Below are 16,710 nucleotides of genomic sequence, written 5' to 3'. Positions count from 1 at the left end.
GATCAGCCGGTGGCCGTTCATCTATGCGGGCACCATCCCGATGCCGGAGCAAACCCCCACATCAGGTCGAACCCGTACACCACTTCTCAGGACGCAACCTTGAATCTAACGGCACCGCGCGGGGGCGAGGTTGCCCCCGGTACCTGCCTTCAGTGCACGACTCTGAGAAAGAGGCGCAGTGCCGCCGCGCGCAGGAGGGACAAGAGAGAAACGCGGGCGGTCATGCAAGCCATGGTCACGCACAAGAACTACGGGCATCCGGAGGATGCTCGGCCATTTGGAACCGCCATGGACATCCCCGATGGGGCACCGCGGATCGTGTAAACGCCCTCCCCTTGTAGCTCAGTCAGGAAGAGCCGACGCCTTCTCGCTGCTACGTCGAACGGCCGCGTAGGTGTCGAGACTCCGGTTCGAGTCCGGACAGGGGGACTGCCCGCCCCAGCGGGGCGGGGTGCGACTCCGTTTCGCAGACAGCGAGACGGCCCAACTGGCACCATCGAATGGAAGGAACCTCATGTTGAACTGGTGGCTCACGATGGCAGACGGCGGGCAGGACGACAGCGACAGCGGGAACAAGCACGGCGGCGGGGGGTCGGATGAGGGCGGCAACACGAACGACGGCCAGGGCCCGGCGGACGGCAAGTAAATGAGCACACAGCACGGAACGGACGCCAGCCCTCAGCGGTTGGCGTCCGCGCTGGTGGAGAAGGGTTCACTGTCGTCTGACTGGCTGCCCGCGTTCAGGCGGGCGCCGCGCGACCTGTTCGTTCCGGATGTCATCTGGCCGGGTACTGCGGGCGGCAACCGCCAGAAGAACCGGATCATTCGCTCCGAGGACCCTGATGGTTGGTGGGAGGCCGTTTACACGGATGCGCCGATCACCACTCAGTGGGACGACGGCGCGCACACGGGGTCGGGCGCGGGCAAGATCCCGTCGTCGTCCAACTCGATGCCGACCATGGTCTTTTCGATGCTCGATGCCCTGAGCGTTCACGAAGGTCATCAGGTCTTGGAGATCGGGACGGGGACGGGATGGAATGCCGCCCTTCTGTCGCACCGAGTAGGCCCCGAGAACGTTGTCACGGTGGAGGTGGACGACGACACGGCGGCGGACGCTCGAAAGCGGCTCCAAGACGCGGGATTCGCCCCCCTGGCAGTCGTCGGCGACGGGGCGAATGGATATCCGCCGGCGGCCCCGTATGACCGAGTGATCGCCACTTGCTCGATTGGGCAGATGCCCTATGCATGGGTTGAGCAGACCAAGCCCGGCGGGCTGATCGTCGCGCCGTGGGGGCCGACGTACGGCGGGGAAGCCATCGTGCATCTCACCGTGAAGTCGGACGGAACGGCTTCGGGCAAGTTCCTTGGGTCCTCGGCGTTCATGCGTCTTCGTGCGCAACGCACGGAGCGGAAGCACGTCCGCGAGTACCTGAAGGGGAAAGCGTGGCCGGCCGACGGCGTCAGGTCGTACACGTCCCTCTCCCCGGATGAGGTGGGCGACTGGCATGTGATGTTCGCTATCGGCGCCCAGGTGCCCAACGCGTTCCCCTGGATGGAGTCGTACAAGGACGGCTCTTACACGCTGTGGCTTCGGGACACCGAGGTCACGTCGTGGGCGACCGCGGATTTCGAGAAGGACCGTTCAGAGTTCGAGGTCGTTCAGTCCGGTCCTCGGAAGCTCTGGGATGAGGTCATGGTGGCCTACCGATGGTGGGAGGACCAGGACCGTCCCGGCTTCGAGCGGTTCGGGCTCACAGTGAGCGCCGAGGGCGAGACGGTATGGCTCGATGATCCGGACAACCTGGTGCCCCCGGTCCTGTTCTAGGCCGGGCAACGACGAAGGGGCGGCCCACGGGTGGCCGCCCCTTCGCTGTATTGCTGCGCTTCCCTCGTCCGGTTGCACCGACCATGGAGCTGTGTTGTGATCGAAGTTGCAGCCCTAACTCCCACGACAGAGTTGGTCGTTCGCTGGCGAGCGGTCTCACGAGAGGACTTTCCCCAAGGGTTGCTTCCCAAAATCATGGAGGTGGGTGCCATGAAGCATGCAATCCTCCTCGCCGCTGCAACAGCGGCTTTTCTGCCAGCCAATGCGACACTGACAGGAATTTCCGAAACGCCCGCACCCAGTAATAACTACGCTGGCCTCGAAGTGGCGGGCCCGGAAGCACATTCAGTCGAAGGCGCTTGGGAAATTCCAAACGTGAAGTGCCCCTCTTCCAGTTCCTCTTCCACCCCTCCCCAAGTCGCCGTGTGGGTGGGACTCGGAGGGATTGAACAGCAAGGTAGCGAGCCTCTCATCCAGATCGGATCACTGACTTCCTGCCTGTACGGAAAGCCATTTACACAGCTGGTCTGGCAGCAGCTCGGAAGAAATGGGAAGCCCGAAAATTGCCCAGTTGACCTCGGCGTTGGCAAAATTTGCGTTCACGTATTTGACCGTTTTGCTGTCGGAAGTGACAAAGTATCGGTGCGTATCCAGCACGTAAAGGACCCAAAAAGGGGATGGATCTACAAGCTTGACGCCAAAAAGAATAACGGCAAGAATCGCAAAATACGCCCACTGAAGATAGTGGGTGACGATGGCCATGCGACCAACTCAAAAGAATGGATAGTCGAGAGAACCACCGGGAGCGGCGACTGCCTTCGGCCATTCCCGGCGTTTGGAGATATAACCATTCAGACGGGAACGCGAGGCAAAGGGAAAACTAAACAGTTTAAAATCATCGAGCAGCCAAAGGATCCAAAGCCTGGAGCCACATTGGCCCAGCCGGTGAAAGTGGAGAACAACCGGATGACCGTGCGCTCTGAAGGCAGCGTCAGCGGCAACGTCTGTCCCGAGCCGTCCCATAAACCGTCCTCGACCCCCTCCACGACGAATCCCACCCCCAAACCGTCCACTAAGCCGTCAACGCATTCCGAGACGCCGACGACCCCACCACCGTCAACGCATTCCGAGACACCGACCGACAGCAGCAGCTGACACTCCTCGCCTGCCCCCCTCCTGGGCTGGGGTCCCTCCGGACCAGCGAGTCTTGTCGGCGACTACTTCCGGTGCCCTGAGCGGGCGGGAGCGGGTTGGACCCCCTTGAAGCAAGCAATAGGCCCCCAGGGAAGGGGGTTGCTCACTTCAAGAGGGGAACCTGAAGGAGTCGACTCACGCACTTCCGTACGCCCGTCGGGGCTCTCGCTTTCAGGACCGGCATGGAGGGGATTAGCCTCGCCGCAGGGCCGGGATGTGTAATCAGAGCTGGGGGGCCGCTTTCCCGCCCCCTCTGCGGGGGCACCGGTCCGGGCCTGCCTTCACCCGGTCTGTCTGTCACTGACGTTTTCTCAGTGGTGATCACTTTCAGATTCCGTTGAGAACGCGGCGACGCGGGTGAGGCCGCCGATGCGGTTGGGGCTGAGCGTGACGTGCGGCGGCTGCGTCATCGCTGCTTGAGCTCGACGGCAGTCGCTCGCCGAGCGCGCGCACGTGCCGCCCAGCGGGCGTGGAAGATCAACCGTGCGTTGGCGGAGCTGTCCCCGCACGCGCATCCGGGGTTGGATTTCGAGAGCCGTTCGAGCTGCTCGTGGCCACTGGTTGGTTGGCGAGTCCGACAGCGTAGTAGGCCAGTCCGCCTCCGTGTATCGTCCGGATTCATGGGTGATCTGGCAGGGCGCTGGCGGGAGTTGAACAAGGCGTACTGGGACGAGCGGGTGCCCATTCATCTGGGCGCGGCGTTCTACGACATGGAGGGGTTCCGCGCCCGGCCCGATTCGCTGAAGGACTTCGAGACGGCCGAGGTGGGGGATGTCAGGGGTAAGCGCCTGATCCATCTGCAGTGCCACTTCGGCCGGGACACGCTGTCGTGGGCGGTACGAGGAGCCCAGGTCACCGGGCTGGACTTCTCTCCACCTGCGATCAAGGCGGCTTCACAACTCGCAACCGAACTCGGCATCGACGCACGCTTCCTGACCGCGGACGTCTACGACGCGGTCTCGGCAGTCGAGGGGGAGACCTTCGACATTGTCTACGTCAGCTTCGGGGCGCTGAATTGGCTTCCCGACATCAGCCGCTGGGCGTCGGTGATCGCTGAACTGCTCGCTCCCACTGGGCACCTGTACCTTGCGGAGTTCCACCCCTTCAGCTTCGTCCTCGACGACGAGACCGGAAGCACGGTCACACACGACTACTTCGATGAAGGTCCGGAAGCCTCGGGAGGCCCCGGTACGTACGCCGATGAGGCGGCAACGACCGAGGGCAACGAGAGCGTCGAGTGGCGGCACAGTCTGTCGACCGTTGTCTCGGCGATCGCCGGAGCTGGGCTACGGATCCAGTTTCTTCACGAGCACGACTACACCTTCTACCTCCAACGCCGGTCGCTTGAGCGCCACGACGGCGACATCTACCGGCATTCCGAGGGCGCTCCGCGCATCCCCCTCACCTACTCGATCCGCGCCGAGAAGGCTTGAGCCACTCGATCGAGCGCGGATCGGGTATGCGGGCCCCGGGCTCTAACAAACGTGAAGCCCCTGGTAGGACAGGCCTCCCTCACAAGATCGTCCGCTGAGCCGGAGGCCCCACCTTGGTCATCTATGCTGCCGCGCTCGACGTTCCGCGCCATGTCGTGGAGTACCTGTCCCGTCTGCTGGCCGCACACCGACGACGCATCGGCACTCCGCGCGTCAGTCGCGCGCTCGGCCCGTTCCGCCAGGCCGTGCTGGTCCTGCGCTGGTTTCGCGAACGAGGATGCGTACACTGCCTGGCCCGAGACGCCGGCGTCTCCCAGGCCACGGGCTACCGCTATCTCCACGAAGGCATCGACGTCCTCGCCGACCAGGCCTCGGACCTGCACCAGGTCCTGGACCGCTGCCACCGCGAAGGCATGACTCACGTGATCCTCGACGGCACGCTGATCGAGTCCGACCGCGTCGCTGGAGTCCGCGACAACGGCAACGACCTGTGGTTCAGCCAGAAACACAAGGCCTTCGGCGGCAACGTGCAGTTCCTGTCCGCCCCGGACGGCACACCGCTGTGGGTCTCCGACGTCGAGCCCGGCTCCACACCCGACCTCACCGCCGCCCGCATCCACGCATTGCCCGCGCTGTACAAGGCCGCCGCCGACGGCCTGCCCACCCTCGCCGACAAGGGCTACATCGGCGCGGGGATCGGCATCCTCGTCCCGGTCCGGCGCCCGAAGGGCCGCTCCGAACAGACCCTGGACTCGGACACGCGCACCACCAACAGCCTGATCAGAGGCGTCCGCGCCCTCGGTGAACGCGCCGCAGCCGAGCTCAAGCAACGGTGGCGAACCCTGCAGCACGTCACGCTCAGCCCCAGCCGGATCGGCAACATCGCCCGAGCCGCCCTCGTTCTCAACGGCATCTGGAAATGATCAACGCTGAGAAAACGTCACTGCGATTCCCCCGATTTCGCCGCGGCTGGTGCCGCGCGCGAACCAGGATCCTCCCGGAAGCCCGCCCCGCGCGGCCCACCGTCCTCATGTGTCAGACATCAGTTCCTTATCCGGTGAACAACTGCGTCGCCTTCTGTACGAGTTCGTACAGCCCGTAGGCGAGCGGCACTCCCACCCACACCCAGGCGAAGGCGATGAGCCCCCGTCGGCTAGGCGGGCTGCTGTCGCTGGACATCGGGGGCCTCCTTCGACTCCGGGGTGGGGATGTGGTGGCGGGGGTGGACGGGCCGGACGAGTTCGTTGGCGACGAAGCCGACGGCGAGCAGCCCGATCATGATGAACAGGGACATCGTGTACAGGGACGAGCCGTCCTTGCCCGCCTCCTCCTGCCGGTCGGCGATCCAGTTGACGATCAGCGGCCCGAGGACACCGGCCGTGGACCAGGCGGTGAGCAGCCGCCCGTGGATGGCGCCCACCTGGTAGGTCCCGAAGAGGTCCTTCAGATACGCGGGGATCGTCGCGAAGCCACCGCCGTAGAAGGACAGGATCACCAGCGCGCACAGGATGAAAAGCGGCTTCGACGAGTCGCCGGCCAGCGCGATCAGCCCGTACATGAGGGCGCCCACGCCCAGGTACAGACGGTAGACGTTCTTGCGTCCGATCAGGTCGGAGGTCGACGACCAGCCGATCCGGCCCGCCATGTTGGCGGCGGACAGCAGGGCGACGAAGCCGGCCGCGGCCGACGCCGACACCGTTGTCGAGGTGTTCGCGAAGAAGTCCGTGATCATCGGCGCGGCCTTCTCCAGGATGCCGATGCCCGCGGTCACGTTCATGCAGAGCACGATCCACAGACACCAGAACTGCGGCGTGCGCACGGCGTTGCGGGCGGACACCTGCGGTCCGTCGAAGACGCTGGGCCCGTCACCGACCGGCTTCTCGGTGCGCGGCACCCGGACCAGCAGCACACCGAGCAGCATGAAGACGGCGTACGACAGCCCGTGCACCAGGAAGGCCAGCGCGATCCCGGAGCTGTCGGCGCCGAACGACTCCAGCATCTGCGCCGACCAGGGCGAGGCGATGAGAGCGCCGCCACCGAAGCCCATGATGGCGATGCCGGTGGCCATGCCTGGCCGGTCCGGGAACCACTTGATCAGCGTGGAGACCGGCGAGATGTAGCCGATGCCGAGGCCGATCCCGCCGACGAAGCCGTAGCCGAGGACGATCAGCCAGTACTGCTCGGTGGCCGCGCCCAGCGCGGAGAGCAGGAAGCCGGACGAGAAGCAGATCAGGGCGACGGTCATCGCCCAGCGCGGCCCGTTGCGCTCCACCAGCGTGCCGCCGAACGCGGCCGACAGACCGAGCATGACGATGCCGAGCTGGAACGGCAGCGCGCTCTGGGTGCCGCTGAGGCCGAGCGCGGACTCGAGCGGGGGCTTGAACACGCTCCAGGCGTAGGCCTGGCCGATGGACAGATGGACCGACAGAGCGGCGGGCGGAACCAGCCAGCGGCTCCATCCCGGGGGAGCGACAGGGGGACTCATGATCCCGAACGGTAGGGAGCAGCAGCGGAGTTGAGAAGGCGGCGCGTCGACGGTATGCGATGAACGGTATGCCGGGCGCGACGAACGGTCGAACGCCGTACGGAAGCCGTATCGAACGCCGTGCACGAACCCTTGCTGACCCCCTATCCATACTGTAGACAATATTCCGTCGACAGGATTCGGTAGCAGCTTCCCAGCCAGTCGGCGCTTCCCAGCCACCTCCGCGGTACTCCCTCGACCGAACGGAGCGTTCCGAAGTGAAAGTTGCAGTCCTCGGCGCCGGTGCCATCGGCGCCTACGTCGGAGCCGCGCTCCATCGCGCGGGCGCCGACGTGCATCTCATCGCCCGTGGACCGCATCTGGCGGCCATGAGGCAGCACGGAGTGCGGGTGCTCAGTCCGCGCGGCGACTTCACCGCCCGCGCGCACGCCACCGACGACCCGGCCGAAGTCGGCCCGGTCGACTACGTCTTCCTGGGGCTGAAGGCCAACTCGTACGCGGCGTGCGGGCCGCTCATCAAGCCCCTTGTGCACGACACCACGGCAGTCGTCGCTGCCCAGAACGGCATCCCCTGGTGGTACTTCCACCGGCACGGCGGCCCGCACGACGGCCACCGCGTCGAGAGCGTGGACCCGGACGGCGCGGTCAGTGCGGTGCTCGCGCCCGAACGGGCCGTCGGCTGCGTGGTCTACGCGGCGACCGAACTCGAAGGACCGGGTGTCGTACGGCACTTGGAAGGCACCCGGTTCTCCATCGGCGAGCCCGACCGCAGCGTCTCCGGGCGCTGTCTCGGGTTCAGCGAGGCCATGGTGGCCGGCGGCCTCAAGTGCCCGGTGGAACCCGACCTGCGCAACGACATCTGGCTCAAACTGCTCGGCAACATCTCCTTCAACCCGATCAGCGCGCTGGCCCGCGCCACCATGCGGCAGATGTGCCTGCACGGCGGCACCCGCAAGGTCATCGAGATCATGATGACCGAGACACTCTCGGTCGCCGAGGCCCTCGGCTGCGAGGTCGGTGTCTCCATCGAGCGCCGGCTCGCGGGCGCGGAGCGGGTCGGCGACCACCGCACGTCCACGCTCCAGGACCTGGAGCGCGGCAAGCCGCTCGAACTCGACGTTCTCCTCGCGGCGGTCGTCGAGTTGGCGGAGATCACCGGCGTGCCGGTGCCCACCCTGCGCACCGTGCACGCCATCTCGGACCTGCTCGCGCTGAGGAGCGCCGCATGAACGCTGACGCACGCCGCACGAGGAAACGCGACCGGACCCCGAAGACCTACACGCGCCTCACCCATCCCCTCGTCCGGGACTCACGCGAGGAGCCCTTCCGGCAGGCGAGCTGGGAGGAGGCACTGGACCGGGCGGCCCGGGGCATCGAACGACACCGTGGCGCCTTCGGCATGTTCAGCTGCGCCCGCGCCACCAACGAGATGAACTACGTCGCCCAGAAGTTCGCCCGCGTCGTGATGGGCACCAACAACGTCGACTCCTGCAACCGCACCTGTCACGCGCCCAGCGTGGCAGGCCTGTCGGCGGCCTTCGGATCCGGCGGAGGGACCTCCTCGTACGAGGAGATCGAGCACACCGACGTCATCGTGATGTGGGGCTCCAACGCCCGCTTCGCGCACCCGATCTTCTTCCAGCACGTGCTGAAGGGGATCAGGAACGGCGCCCGGATGTACGCCGTCGATCCGCGCCGCACCTCCACCGCCGAGTGGGCGGAGAGCTGGCTCGGGCTGAACGTCGGCACGGACATTCCGATGGCGCATGCGATCGGCCGCGAGATCATCCACGCGGGCCTCGCGAACGTGGCGTTCATCGAGCGGGCGACGAGCGGCTTCGAGGAGTACAAGGCCCTGGTCGAGCCGTGGACGCTGTCCCTCGCCGAGAAGGTGACGGGCGTACCGGCCGCCGCCATACGGGAGTTGGCGCATGCCTACGCCCGCGCAGAGCGCGCCCAGCTGTGCTGGACCCTCGGCATCACCGAGCACCACAACGGCACCGACAACGTCCGCGCGCTGATCAACCTGTCCTTGCTGACCGGGCACGTGGGGCGCTACGGCTCGGGCCTGCAACCCCTGCGCGGCCAGAACAACGTGCAGGGCGGCGGCGACATGGGCGCCATCCCCAACCGTCTGCCCGGCTTCCAGGACATCCTCGACCCCGACTCCCGGCTGAAGTTCGAGTCGGCCTGGGACACCGTCATCCAGCCGCACTACGGGCTCAACCTCACCGAGATGTTCGAGGCGATGGAGGAGGGCACGCTCAAGGCCGTCTACTGCATCGGCGAGAACCCGGCGCAGTCGGAGGCGGACAGCGAGCAGGCTGTACGGCGCATGCGGCAGCTGGACTTCCTCGTCGTGCAGGACATCTTCCTGACGAAGACGGCCGAGCTGGCCGACGTCGTCCTCCCCGCGACCGCCGGATGGGCCGAGACCGACGGCACAACGACCAACAGCGAGCGCCGGGTTCAGCGGGTGCGACGGGCCGTCACGCCACCCGGCGAGGCGCGTGAGGACATCGACATCATCTGCGAGCTGGCCGCGCGGCTCGGCCACGAGTGGAAGTACGCCGACGCCGAGGCCGTGTGGAACGAGCTCAGGTCCGTCTCGCCGGACCACTACGGGATGACGTACGAACGCCTGGAGGAGCACCAGGGCATCCAGTGGCCGTGCCCGAGCACCGACGAACTCGAACCGACCTACCTGCACGGCCGGTTGTGGGAGAAGGACCCGACGAGGCGCGGGATGTCGGCGCCCTTCGGGATCGTCCAGCACGATCCGCCGGTCGACCTCACCGACGAGGAGTATCCGATCCGGCTCACCACCGGGCGGCGGCTCGACTCCTACAACACCGGTGTGCAGAGCGGGAGTTTCGCCTCACCGCTGCGGCGTGGCGAGTTCGTCGAGCTGTGCCCGGAGGACGCCGAGCGGTACGGGGTCGTGGTGGGCGAGGAGGTCCAGGTGACCTCGCGGCGGGGGTCGGTCGTCGCGCCGGTGTGGATCGACACCGCGCTACGGCCCGGGCTGGCCTTCATGACCATGCACTTTCCCGACGAGGTGGACACCAACCAGCTGACGATCGAGGCGAACTGCCCGATCGCGGGGACGGCGGAGTTCAAGGCGTCGGCGATCCGCATCGAGAAGCTCCCCGTGGCGACCGTAGTGACGAACGTGAGGTGACGTAAGTGGACCTGCACTTCGGCGACAGCAAACCGACGGACGACGAACGGGCGGCCGTCGACGCCCTGTTGGGCCCGCCGGTGTCCTCCTGGGAGGGCGCCACCCGCGATGAGATGCGGGCCGCCGACCTCAGGTGGGCGCGCGGCGGACGCGAGGCCCGGGACCGCCGCGACCTGCTGTTGCCGGGGCTGCACGCGATCAACGACCGGGTCGGCTGGATCAGCGAGGGCGCCCTGGACTACCTGTGCAGGCGGCTGACCGTACCGCCGTCGGAGGCGTACGGCGTCGCCACCTTCTACGCCATGTTCTCGGTCAAGCCGCGCCCCGCCACCGTGCTCCACGTCTGCACGGACCTCGCGTGCGCGGCCGCCGGGGCGAGCGAGCTGTGCGCCGGGATCGAGGCACAGCTCGGGCTCGGCAGTGGTGTGTCGGTCGAGCGCAGTCCGTGTCTCGGCCTGTGCGAGCGGGCTCCGGCGGCGCTCGCGATCAAGGCCGGGGATCCGGTGCGTACGGCGGTCTCGGCGCCGGCGACCGTGCACGACGCCGTCCTCGCCGCGAGCGCCCCGGACTCGGCGCCCGAGGAGCCGCCGGCGGCGATGGCCGTACCGCAGGCGGGGGATCCCTCGCTGACCCTGCTGCGGCGCGTCGGCGTCGTCGACCCGGCGTCGCTGGACGACTACCGCGCCCACGGCGGCTACACCGCCCTGCGCCGGGCCTTCGAGCTCGGTCCCGCCGGAGTCATCCGCGAGGTCACCGACTCCGGCCTGGTCGGGCGCGGCGGCGCCGCCTTCCCCACCGGCCGCAAATGGCAGGCCACGGCGTCGCAGCCCGACCATCCGCACTACGTCGTCTGCAATGCCGACGAGTCCGAGCCGGGCACCTTCAAGGACCGCGTGATCATGGAGGGCGATCCGTACGCGCTGGTCGAGGCGATGACCATCGCGGCGTACGCGACCGGCGCCCACCGGGGCTACCTCTACCTGCGTGGCGAGTACCCACGCGCCCTGCACCGCCTGGAACACGCGCTCGCGCAGGCACGCGCGCGTGGAGTGCTCGGCGACGACATCCTCGGCCAGGGATACGCCTTCGACATCGAGATCCGGCGGGGCGCGGGCGCGTACATCTGCGGCGAGGAGACGGCTCTCTTCAACTCGATCGAGGGTTACCGGGGCGAGCCGCGCTCGAAGCCGCCGTTCCCCGTGGAGAAGGGGCTGTTCGGCAAGCCGACGGTGGAGAACAACGTAGAGACGCTGGTCAACGTACTGCCGATCCTGACCATGGGCGCACCGGCGTACGCGGCGGTCGGCACGGCGAAATCCACCGGGCCGAAGCTGTTCTGCGTGTCCGGGAGTGTGGAGCGGCCCGGCATCTACGAGCTCCCCTTCGGCGCGACCCTGGGTGAGCTGCTGGAGCTGGCCGGGATACGGAAGCGGCTGCGGGCGGTGCTGCTGGGCGGTGCGGCCGGCGGCTTCGTACGGCCCGACGAGTTGGACATCCCGCTCACGTTCGAGGGCACGCGGGAGGCGGGCACGGCGCTCGGCTCGGGCGTGGTCATGGCCTTCGACGACACGGTCCCGCTGCCCCGGCTGCTGCTGCGCATCGCCGAGTTCTTCCGCGACGAGTCGTGCGGGCAATGTGTGCCGTGCCGGGTCGGGACCGTACGGCAGGAGGAGGCGCTGCACCGGATCGTGGAGCGCACGGGCGCGGCGACCGCCGATGACATCGCCCTGCTCAGAGAGGTCGGCCGCGCGATGCGGGACGCCTCGATCTGCGGTCTCGGCCAGACCGCGTGGAACGCCGTGGAATCCGCCATCGACCGTCTGGGGGCGTACGAATGACCGTGGTACCGCTGGGGATCCCGCGCCGGCTGCTGGAGTTCACCCTCGACGGGGAGCGCGTGCGCGGGGCGGAGGGCTCCACGATCCTCGACGCGTGTCGAGCGGCCGGGAAGGACATCCCGACCCTGTGCCAAGGGGACACCCTCGCGCCCAAGAACGCCTGCCGGGTCTGCGTCGTCGAGGTCGAGGGGTCCCGGACCCTGGTCCCGGCCTGCTCGCGCAAGGCCGAGCCCGGCATGGAGGTGAAGACCGACACCGAGCGTGCCCGGCACAGCCGCAAGATCGTCCTCGAACTGCTCGCCTCGTCGGTCGACATGTCGACGACCCCGCGGGTCGCCGAATGGATCAAGGAGTACGAGGCGAAGCCGGACCGGTTCGGTCCCGACGCGGCGCGCCTCAACGAGGAACCGAAGATCGACAACGACCTGTACGTACGCGACTACGACAAGTGCATCCTCTGCTACAAGTGCGTGGACGCGTGTGGGGACCAGTGGCAGAACAGCTTCGCGATCTCGGTGGCCGGCCGGGGATTCGACGCGCGGATCGCCGTGGAACACGATGCTCCACTGACCGACTCGGCGTGCGTGTACTGCGGGAACTGCATCGAGGTGTGCCCGACGGGCGCGCTGTCGTTCAAGTCGGAGTTCGACATGCGGGCGGCGGGTACGTGGGACGAGTCGCAGCAGACCGAGACGACGACGGTGTGCGCGTACTGCGGAGTGGGCTGCAACCTCACTCTGCACGTGCAGGACAATGAGATCGTGAAGGTCACCTCGCCGCACGACAACCCGGTGACCCACGGCAACCTCTGCATCAAGGGCCGTTTCGGCTACCAGCACGTACAGAACCGGGACTGAGAGACACATGGGACGAGTCACGGAACGACGCAAGGTGATCCGGATCCGGGACGGGGCGGTCACCACCCGGCCGGACACGCTCGTCGCCGAGGAACCGCTGGAGATCCGGCTGAACGGCAAGCCGCTCGCGATCACCATGCGCACTCCGGGCGACGACTTCGCACTGGCCGCCGGGTTTCTGGTGAGCGAGGGGGTGCTGGGCGCGGCGGAGGACCTTCAGAACATCGTGTACTGCGCCGGCGCCACGGTCGACGGATCGAACACCTACAACGTGGTCGATGTGAAGACGGCCCCGGGCGTGGTCATCCCCGACATCACCCTCGAACGGAACGTCTACACGACCTCGTCCTGCGGCCTGTGCGGCAAGGCGAGCCTCGACGCGGTACGTACGACGGCCCGCTGGCCGATAGCCGACACTCCCCCGGTCCGGCTCGACCCCGACCTGCTCGCGGGCCTCCCCGACCGGCTGCGCGCGGCCCAGCGGGTCTTCGACCGGACCGGGGGCCTGCACGCGGCGGCCCTGTTCACCGAGGACGGCGAGCTGCTGGACATACGGGAGGACGTGGGCCGGCACAACGCGGTCGACAAACTGGTCGGCCGCGCGTTGCAGAACGGCGACCTGCCGCTGTCCCGCACGGTCCTTCTCGTCTCCGGCCGGGCCAGCTTCGAGCTCGCCCAGAAGGCGGTCATGGCCGGCATCCCGGTCCTGGCGGCGGTCTCGGCGCCCTCGTCCCTCGCGGTGGACCTGGCCGCGGAGACGGGTCTGACACTGGTGGGCTTCCTGCGGGGCAGCTCCATGAACGTGTACGCGGGCGAACACCGGCTCGCCCTGCGGACCGCGGCCGCCCAGGCCTGACCGGCTCCCCGCGACACGGCGGCGGGGCCCCGACCGGCGGGGAGCGCCCCCTGCGCCGTCAAGGGGCCCCGCTGTTTGACGGCTCGGGCCTCCGCGCGCCCGCGCTTTCGGCTCAGGTGGCCTTGAAGCTCACGTCCGACGCCCGCACCACCGAGCCCAGCCTCGGGAAGTCGAGCCGGACCGAAGCCTCGTGCTCCGCCGCCGTGAACGCCGTCATCGCGTCCTCGACGAAGACCAGCTCGTAGCCGAGGTCGCCGGCGGCGCGGGCGGTGGACTCGACGCCGAGGTTGGTGGCGATGCCGCCGAACACCAGGGTGGTGACGCCGCGTTCGCGGAGGCGGTCGTCCAGGCCCGTGCCCTGGAAGCCGCCGATCGTGCGCTTCACGATCTCGATGTCGCCCTCCTTCAGCAGTCCTGCCACCAGCCCGCTGCCGGGCGGCTGCTCGGCGACCGAGGGGCGTTCGACGCGGACGAGCACGACGGGCGCGCCCGCGGAGCGGAACCTGGCGGCCAACTCCTCGCAGGTCACAAGGACTTCGGTTCCCTTACGGGGCTCCAGGGGCAGCGCGACGATGCGGTCCATCAGGTCGACGAGCACAAGGGCGGTGCGTGCGCCTTCGAGCGCGAGTGGTGCGGTCATGACGGAACGTTATCCGCCGTCAGCTCTGCGTACCGGAGATCCGGATCAACAGGTCCATGAACCGGTCACGTTCGGCGGCGGTCGCCGGGGGCGGGCTCGCGCACGACGAAGCCGGCGGACTGCAGGTCGTTGAGGATCCCCACCAGGTCCTTGGGGTCGAGCTGGACGCTGCGGCCCCAGGTCGGCCTGCGCGACGGGGGCGAGGTCGCGGACGGCGAAGAGCACCACGTGATGCCACATCTTCATACCCTCCGCGGCCAGCTGGGGAGCCCCGTGGACTACGTCCTCGACTCGGTCGGCGGCGACCTGGCTGCCGAGGCGCACGCGGCGGTCGAGTCGCGGGTCAACCGAGGGAAAGCAGTACTCCATCCGTGACGTGACACGTGCACGGTTCTTGTGATGTGTGCGATGGCCCAACTAACGTCTGTAATGCGCATCTTGGACGTGGGATGTCCGAATGTTCAGTTGCCTGGACACATGACCCAGACGATGAAGGGCGGGCCGCACCATGCCGTCAAGAGTTCGCGCACGTCTCAGAGCTGCCCTCGTCGCGGCCGTCGCCACTATGGCGACGGCCGCGACCTTAGGTTCGGCGCCGTCCCAACCGGCCACCCGGACACCGCTGTTCGAGCAGCAGGTGCTCTTCAAGGCCGCCCAGGACCCCGGGTACGCCTGCTTCCGGATCCCCGCGATCGTGAAGACCAAGGACGGCACGCTGCTGGCGTTCGCCGAGGGGCGGGTGCTCAACTGCGGTGACGCCGCCGACATCGACATCGTTCTCAAGCGGTCGACGGACGGTGGTCGCACCTGGGGCCCGCTCCAGGTCGTCAACGAGGGCGACGGCGACACGCACGGGAACCCGGCGCCGATCGTGGATCGTGAGACCGGCCGCATCCTGCTGGCGGAGACGTACAACACGGGCCGTACGGACAGCGGAAGTTGCTCCGTCCCGTGCGAGCGCATCCCCCATCTCCAGTACAGCGACGACGACGGCCGGACCTGGTCCGAGCCGCGCGATCTGAGCGACGAGATACTGCCCGCGAACTGGAACTCCTGGTACGCCACCGGCCCCGTGCACGGCATCCAGCTCACCAGGGGCAAGCACGCCGGGCGGCTCGTCTTCGGCGTCAACACCGAGACCTGGGACGGCAGTCGGGTCACCGCCAACCACGCCGCCCTCATCGTCAGCGACGACGGCGGTGACCACTGGCGGGTCGGCGCCACCGACTCCTGGCCCATCGCCGCGGCCGACGGCACCTTCCGGCAGAAGCCGTCCGAAGTGACCCTAACCGAGCGCACCGACGGCACGATCCTCATCAGCGGCCGGGAACAGGACGGCACCGACCTCGGCCACCGCTCCCAGACGTACAGCCGCGACGGCGGCAACAGCTTCACCGGCCCCTTCCGGGACATCCCGGACCTGTACACGCCCCAGGTCCAGGGCGCCACGCTCCGCCTGGGCAACCGGCTCCTGCTGTCCGCGCCCGGCGACCCCGACCGCCGCCGGACCATGATGATCCGGTCGTCCTGGAACGGCGGCACCACCTGGGACAGCGTGGACCGCGGCAGGGTCGTGACCACGGACTGGTCGGGCTACTCCGACATGGTGGACATCGACCCGTCCACGGTGGGCCTGATGTACGAGGGCGGCACCGTCGACGCGCGCGACGAGATCCGCTTCGCCCGCTTCGACGAGGCCTGGCTCGGACCGCGCCGCGGCCCCGACCCGACCACCCCCGACCTCGCCCCGAGCGCACCCCGCGCGACCGTCCTCGGGGGCCCGGAGACGACGGACGGCGTGTTCGGCAACGCCTTGGAGTTCGACGGCGACGACGACGCCGTACGCCTGCCGTATCGGAACCAACTTCCGCTCGGTGACGGCGAATTCACCGTCTGGCTGTTCTTCCGGTACTCCGCCACCGCCGGCGAGCAGCCGTTCCTGTGGATGGGCGGGATCGGCTCCACCCAGCCCCAGGTCTGGTTGCGCGGCGAGCCCGACAACGACCGGGTGCGCGCCCTGATCACCACCCGGCAGGGATTCGGGACCGTGCGCACCGCGTCCGTGTGGGCCGCCGACGCCCACAACGACGGCGCGTGGCACCACCTCGCCCTGCGGCGGGGCGGAGGTCGGCTGACGCTCTTCCTGGACGGTACGGCGATCAGCACCGCCGACGTGCCCGGTTCGGTCAGCCGCAACTCGCCGTTCGGTGTGCACGTCGGCCAGCGCATGGACAGCCGGGCCTTCCTCACCGGCGCGATCGACGACGTCCACGTGTGGAACCGGGCACTCGGCGACGCGGAAATCAGCACCGCGGCACAGGTCACCGACCGCAAGAGTTCGGCCACCGCCGGTACCGTCCTGTGGCTGCCCATGGACCAGGTGCGCCGAGACCACTAACGT

The 16,710-nt window shown here is 68.1% G+C and carries 15 protein-coding genes, 1 tRNA gene and 1 pseudogene; 13 read left to right on the top strand and 4 right to left on the bottom strand.

The genetic code is table 11. The features are described from left to right. The first annotated feature begins 331 nt into the window (after window positions 1-331). The 6 genes from ADL12_RS54575 to ADL12_RS40595 all read left to right on the top strand — a co-directional run bounded on the left by ADL12_RS54575 (window position 332) and on the right by ADL12_RS40595 (window position 5,375). Window positions 332-429: transfer RNA gene (locus tag ADL12_RS54575), tRNA-OTHER, on the top strand. 85 nt (window positions 430-514) lie between these two features. After that, on the top strand, window positions 515-646 hold the full coding sequence (locus ADL12_RS57900; protein ID WP_279617193.1) for a hypothetical protein: 132 nt from the start codon (window positions 515-517) through the stop codon (window positions 644-646). Continuing rightward, a complete protein-coding gene (locus ADL12_RS40605) occupies window positions 647-1,825 on the top strand; it encodes a methyltransferase domain-containing protein (RefSeq protein ID WP_167364466.1) in 1,179 nt (392 codons plus the stop codon). It begins immediately after the preceding gene. Between the two features lie 210 nt (window positions 1,826-2,035). After that, window positions 2,036-2,980 (top strand): G1 family glutamic endopeptidase, encoded by a 945-nt coding sequence (locus tag ADL12_RS51810; protein ID WP_159053452.1) that lies wholly within the window; start codon window positions 2,036-2,038, stop codon window positions 2,978-2,980. A gap of 659 nt (window positions 2,981-3,639) precedes the next feature. After that, window positions 3,640-4,452 carry a class I SAM-dependent methyltransferase gene (locus tag ADL12_RS40600; protein WP_062712857.1) on the top strand — a complete coding sequence of 271 codons (813 nt, stop codon included), beginning with the start codon at window positions 3,640-3,642 and terminating at the stop codon, window positions 4,450-4,452. A 113-nt stretch (window positions 4,453-4,565) separates the two neighbouring features. Beyond that, on the top strand, window positions 4,566-5,375 hold the full coding sequence (locus ADL12_RS40595) for a transposase family protein (protein WP_062712856.1): 810 nt from the start codon (window positions 4,566-4,568) through the stop codon (window positions 5,373-5,375). 127 nt (window positions 5,376-5,502) lie between these two features. Here ADL12_RS40595 and ADL12_RS57895 read toward each other — a convergent pair whose 3' ends face one another. Continuing rightward, window positions 5,503-5,631, bottom strand: a complete 129-nt coding sequence (locus ADL12_RS57895) for an MFS transporter small subunit (protein ID WP_274245889.1) — start codon at window positions 5,629-5,631, stop codon at window positions 5,503-5,505. Next, the gene (locus ADL12_RS40590; RefSeq protein ID WP_062712854.1) at window positions 5,606-6,937 is read right to left on the bottom strand and encodes an OFA family MFS transporter; all 1,332 of its coding nucleotides are present in this window, start codon (window positions 6,935-6,937) and stop codon (window positions 5,606-5,608) included. Before ADL12_RS40590 ends, ADL12_RS57895 begins: the two co-directional genes overlap by 26 nt. Window positions 6,938-7,194: 257 nt before the next feature. Between ADL12_RS40590 and ADL12_RS40585 the strand changes: the two genes are divergently transcribed. The 5 genes from ADL12_RS40585 to fdhD are packed head-to-tail and all read left to right on the top strand — an operon-like array spanning window position 7,195 to window position 13,669. Further along, window positions 7,195-8,166: a 2-dehydropantoate 2-reductase gene (locus ADL12_RS40585; RefSeq protein WP_062712852.1), complete on the top strand. Its 972-nt coding sequence runs from the start codon at window positions 7,195-7,197 to the stop codon at window positions 8,164-8,166. Beyond that, a complete protein-coding gene (locus ADL12_RS40580) occupies window positions 8,163-10,118 on the top strand; it encodes a molybdopterin oxidoreductase family protein (protein ID WP_062712850.1) in 1,956 nt (651 codons plus the stop codon). The genes ADL12_RS40585 and ADL12_RS40580 overlap by 4 nt, the downstream gene beginning before the upstream one ends. Window positions 10,119-10,123: 5 nt before the next feature. Then, window positions 10,124-11,956, top strand: coding sequence for an NAD(P)H-dependent oxidoreductase subunit E (locus tag ADL12_RS40575; RefSeq protein ID WP_062712849.1), 1,833 nt, complete (start codon window positions 10,124-10,126; stop codon window positions 11,954-11,956). After that, entirely contained in the window at window positions 11,953-12,813 is an 861-nt protein-coding gene (locus tag ADL12_RS40570) for a 2Fe-2S iron-sulfur cluster-binding protein (protein ID WP_062712847.1), read from the top strand. Before ADL12_RS40575 ends, ADL12_RS40570 begins: the two co-directional genes overlap by 4 nt. Window positions 12,814-12,820: 7 nt before the next feature. Further along, complete coding sequence (gene fdhD / locus ADL12_RS40565; RefSeq protein WP_062712845.1) at window positions 12,821-13,669, top strand: formate dehydrogenase accessory sulfurtransferase FdhD; 849 nt, start codon at window positions 12,821-12,823, stop codon at window positions 13,667-13,669. Between the two features lie 112 nt (window positions 13,670-13,781). Here fdhD and ADL12_RS40560 read toward each other — a convergent pair whose 3' ends face one another. Both ADL12_RS40560 and ADL12_RS57360 read right to left on the bottom strand, forming a co-directional pair. After that, window positions 13,782-14,309: an isochorismatase family protein gene (locus ADL12_RS40560; protein ID WP_062712843.1), complete on the bottom strand. Its 528-nt coding sequence runs from the start codon at window positions 14,307-14,309 to the stop codon at window positions 13,782-13,784. Window positions 14,310-14,380: 71 nt separating this feature from the next. After that, window positions 14,381-14,579 (bottom strand): annotated as a pseudogene (locus ADL12_RS57360) (MarR family winged helix-turn-helix transcriptional regulator); the annotation flags it as partial. On the opposite strand from ADL12_RS57360, the gene ADL12_RS55245 reads away from it, so the two are divergent. Together ADL12_RS55245 and ADL12_RS40550 are read left to right on the top strand one after the other, a co-directional pair. Then, window positions 14,541-14,684: a hypothetical protein gene (locus ADL12_RS55245; protein ID WP_167364465.1), complete on the top strand. Its 144-nt coding sequence runs from the start codon at window positions 14,541-14,543 to the stop codon at window positions 14,682-14,684. The pseudogene ADL12_RS57360 and the gene ADL12_RS55245 overlap by 39 nt on opposite strands. A 133-nt stretch (window positions 14,685-14,817) precedes the next feature. Then, window positions 14,818-16,707 carry an exo-alpha-sialidase gene (locus ADL12_RS40550; RefSeq protein ID WP_062712839.1) on the top strand — a complete coding sequence of 630 codons (1,890 nt, stop codon included), beginning with the start codon at window positions 14,818-14,820 and terminating at the stop codon, window positions 16,705-16,707. The last annotated feature ends 3 nt before the right edge of the window (window positions 16,708-16,710 follow it).

The organism is Streptomyces regalis (assembly GCF_001509475.1).
Lineage (GTDB): Bacteria > Actinomycetota > Actinomycetes > Streptomycetales > Streptomycetaceae > Streptomyces > Streptomyces regalis.
This window is presented reverse-complemented; position numbering and strand designations above follow the sequence as displayed.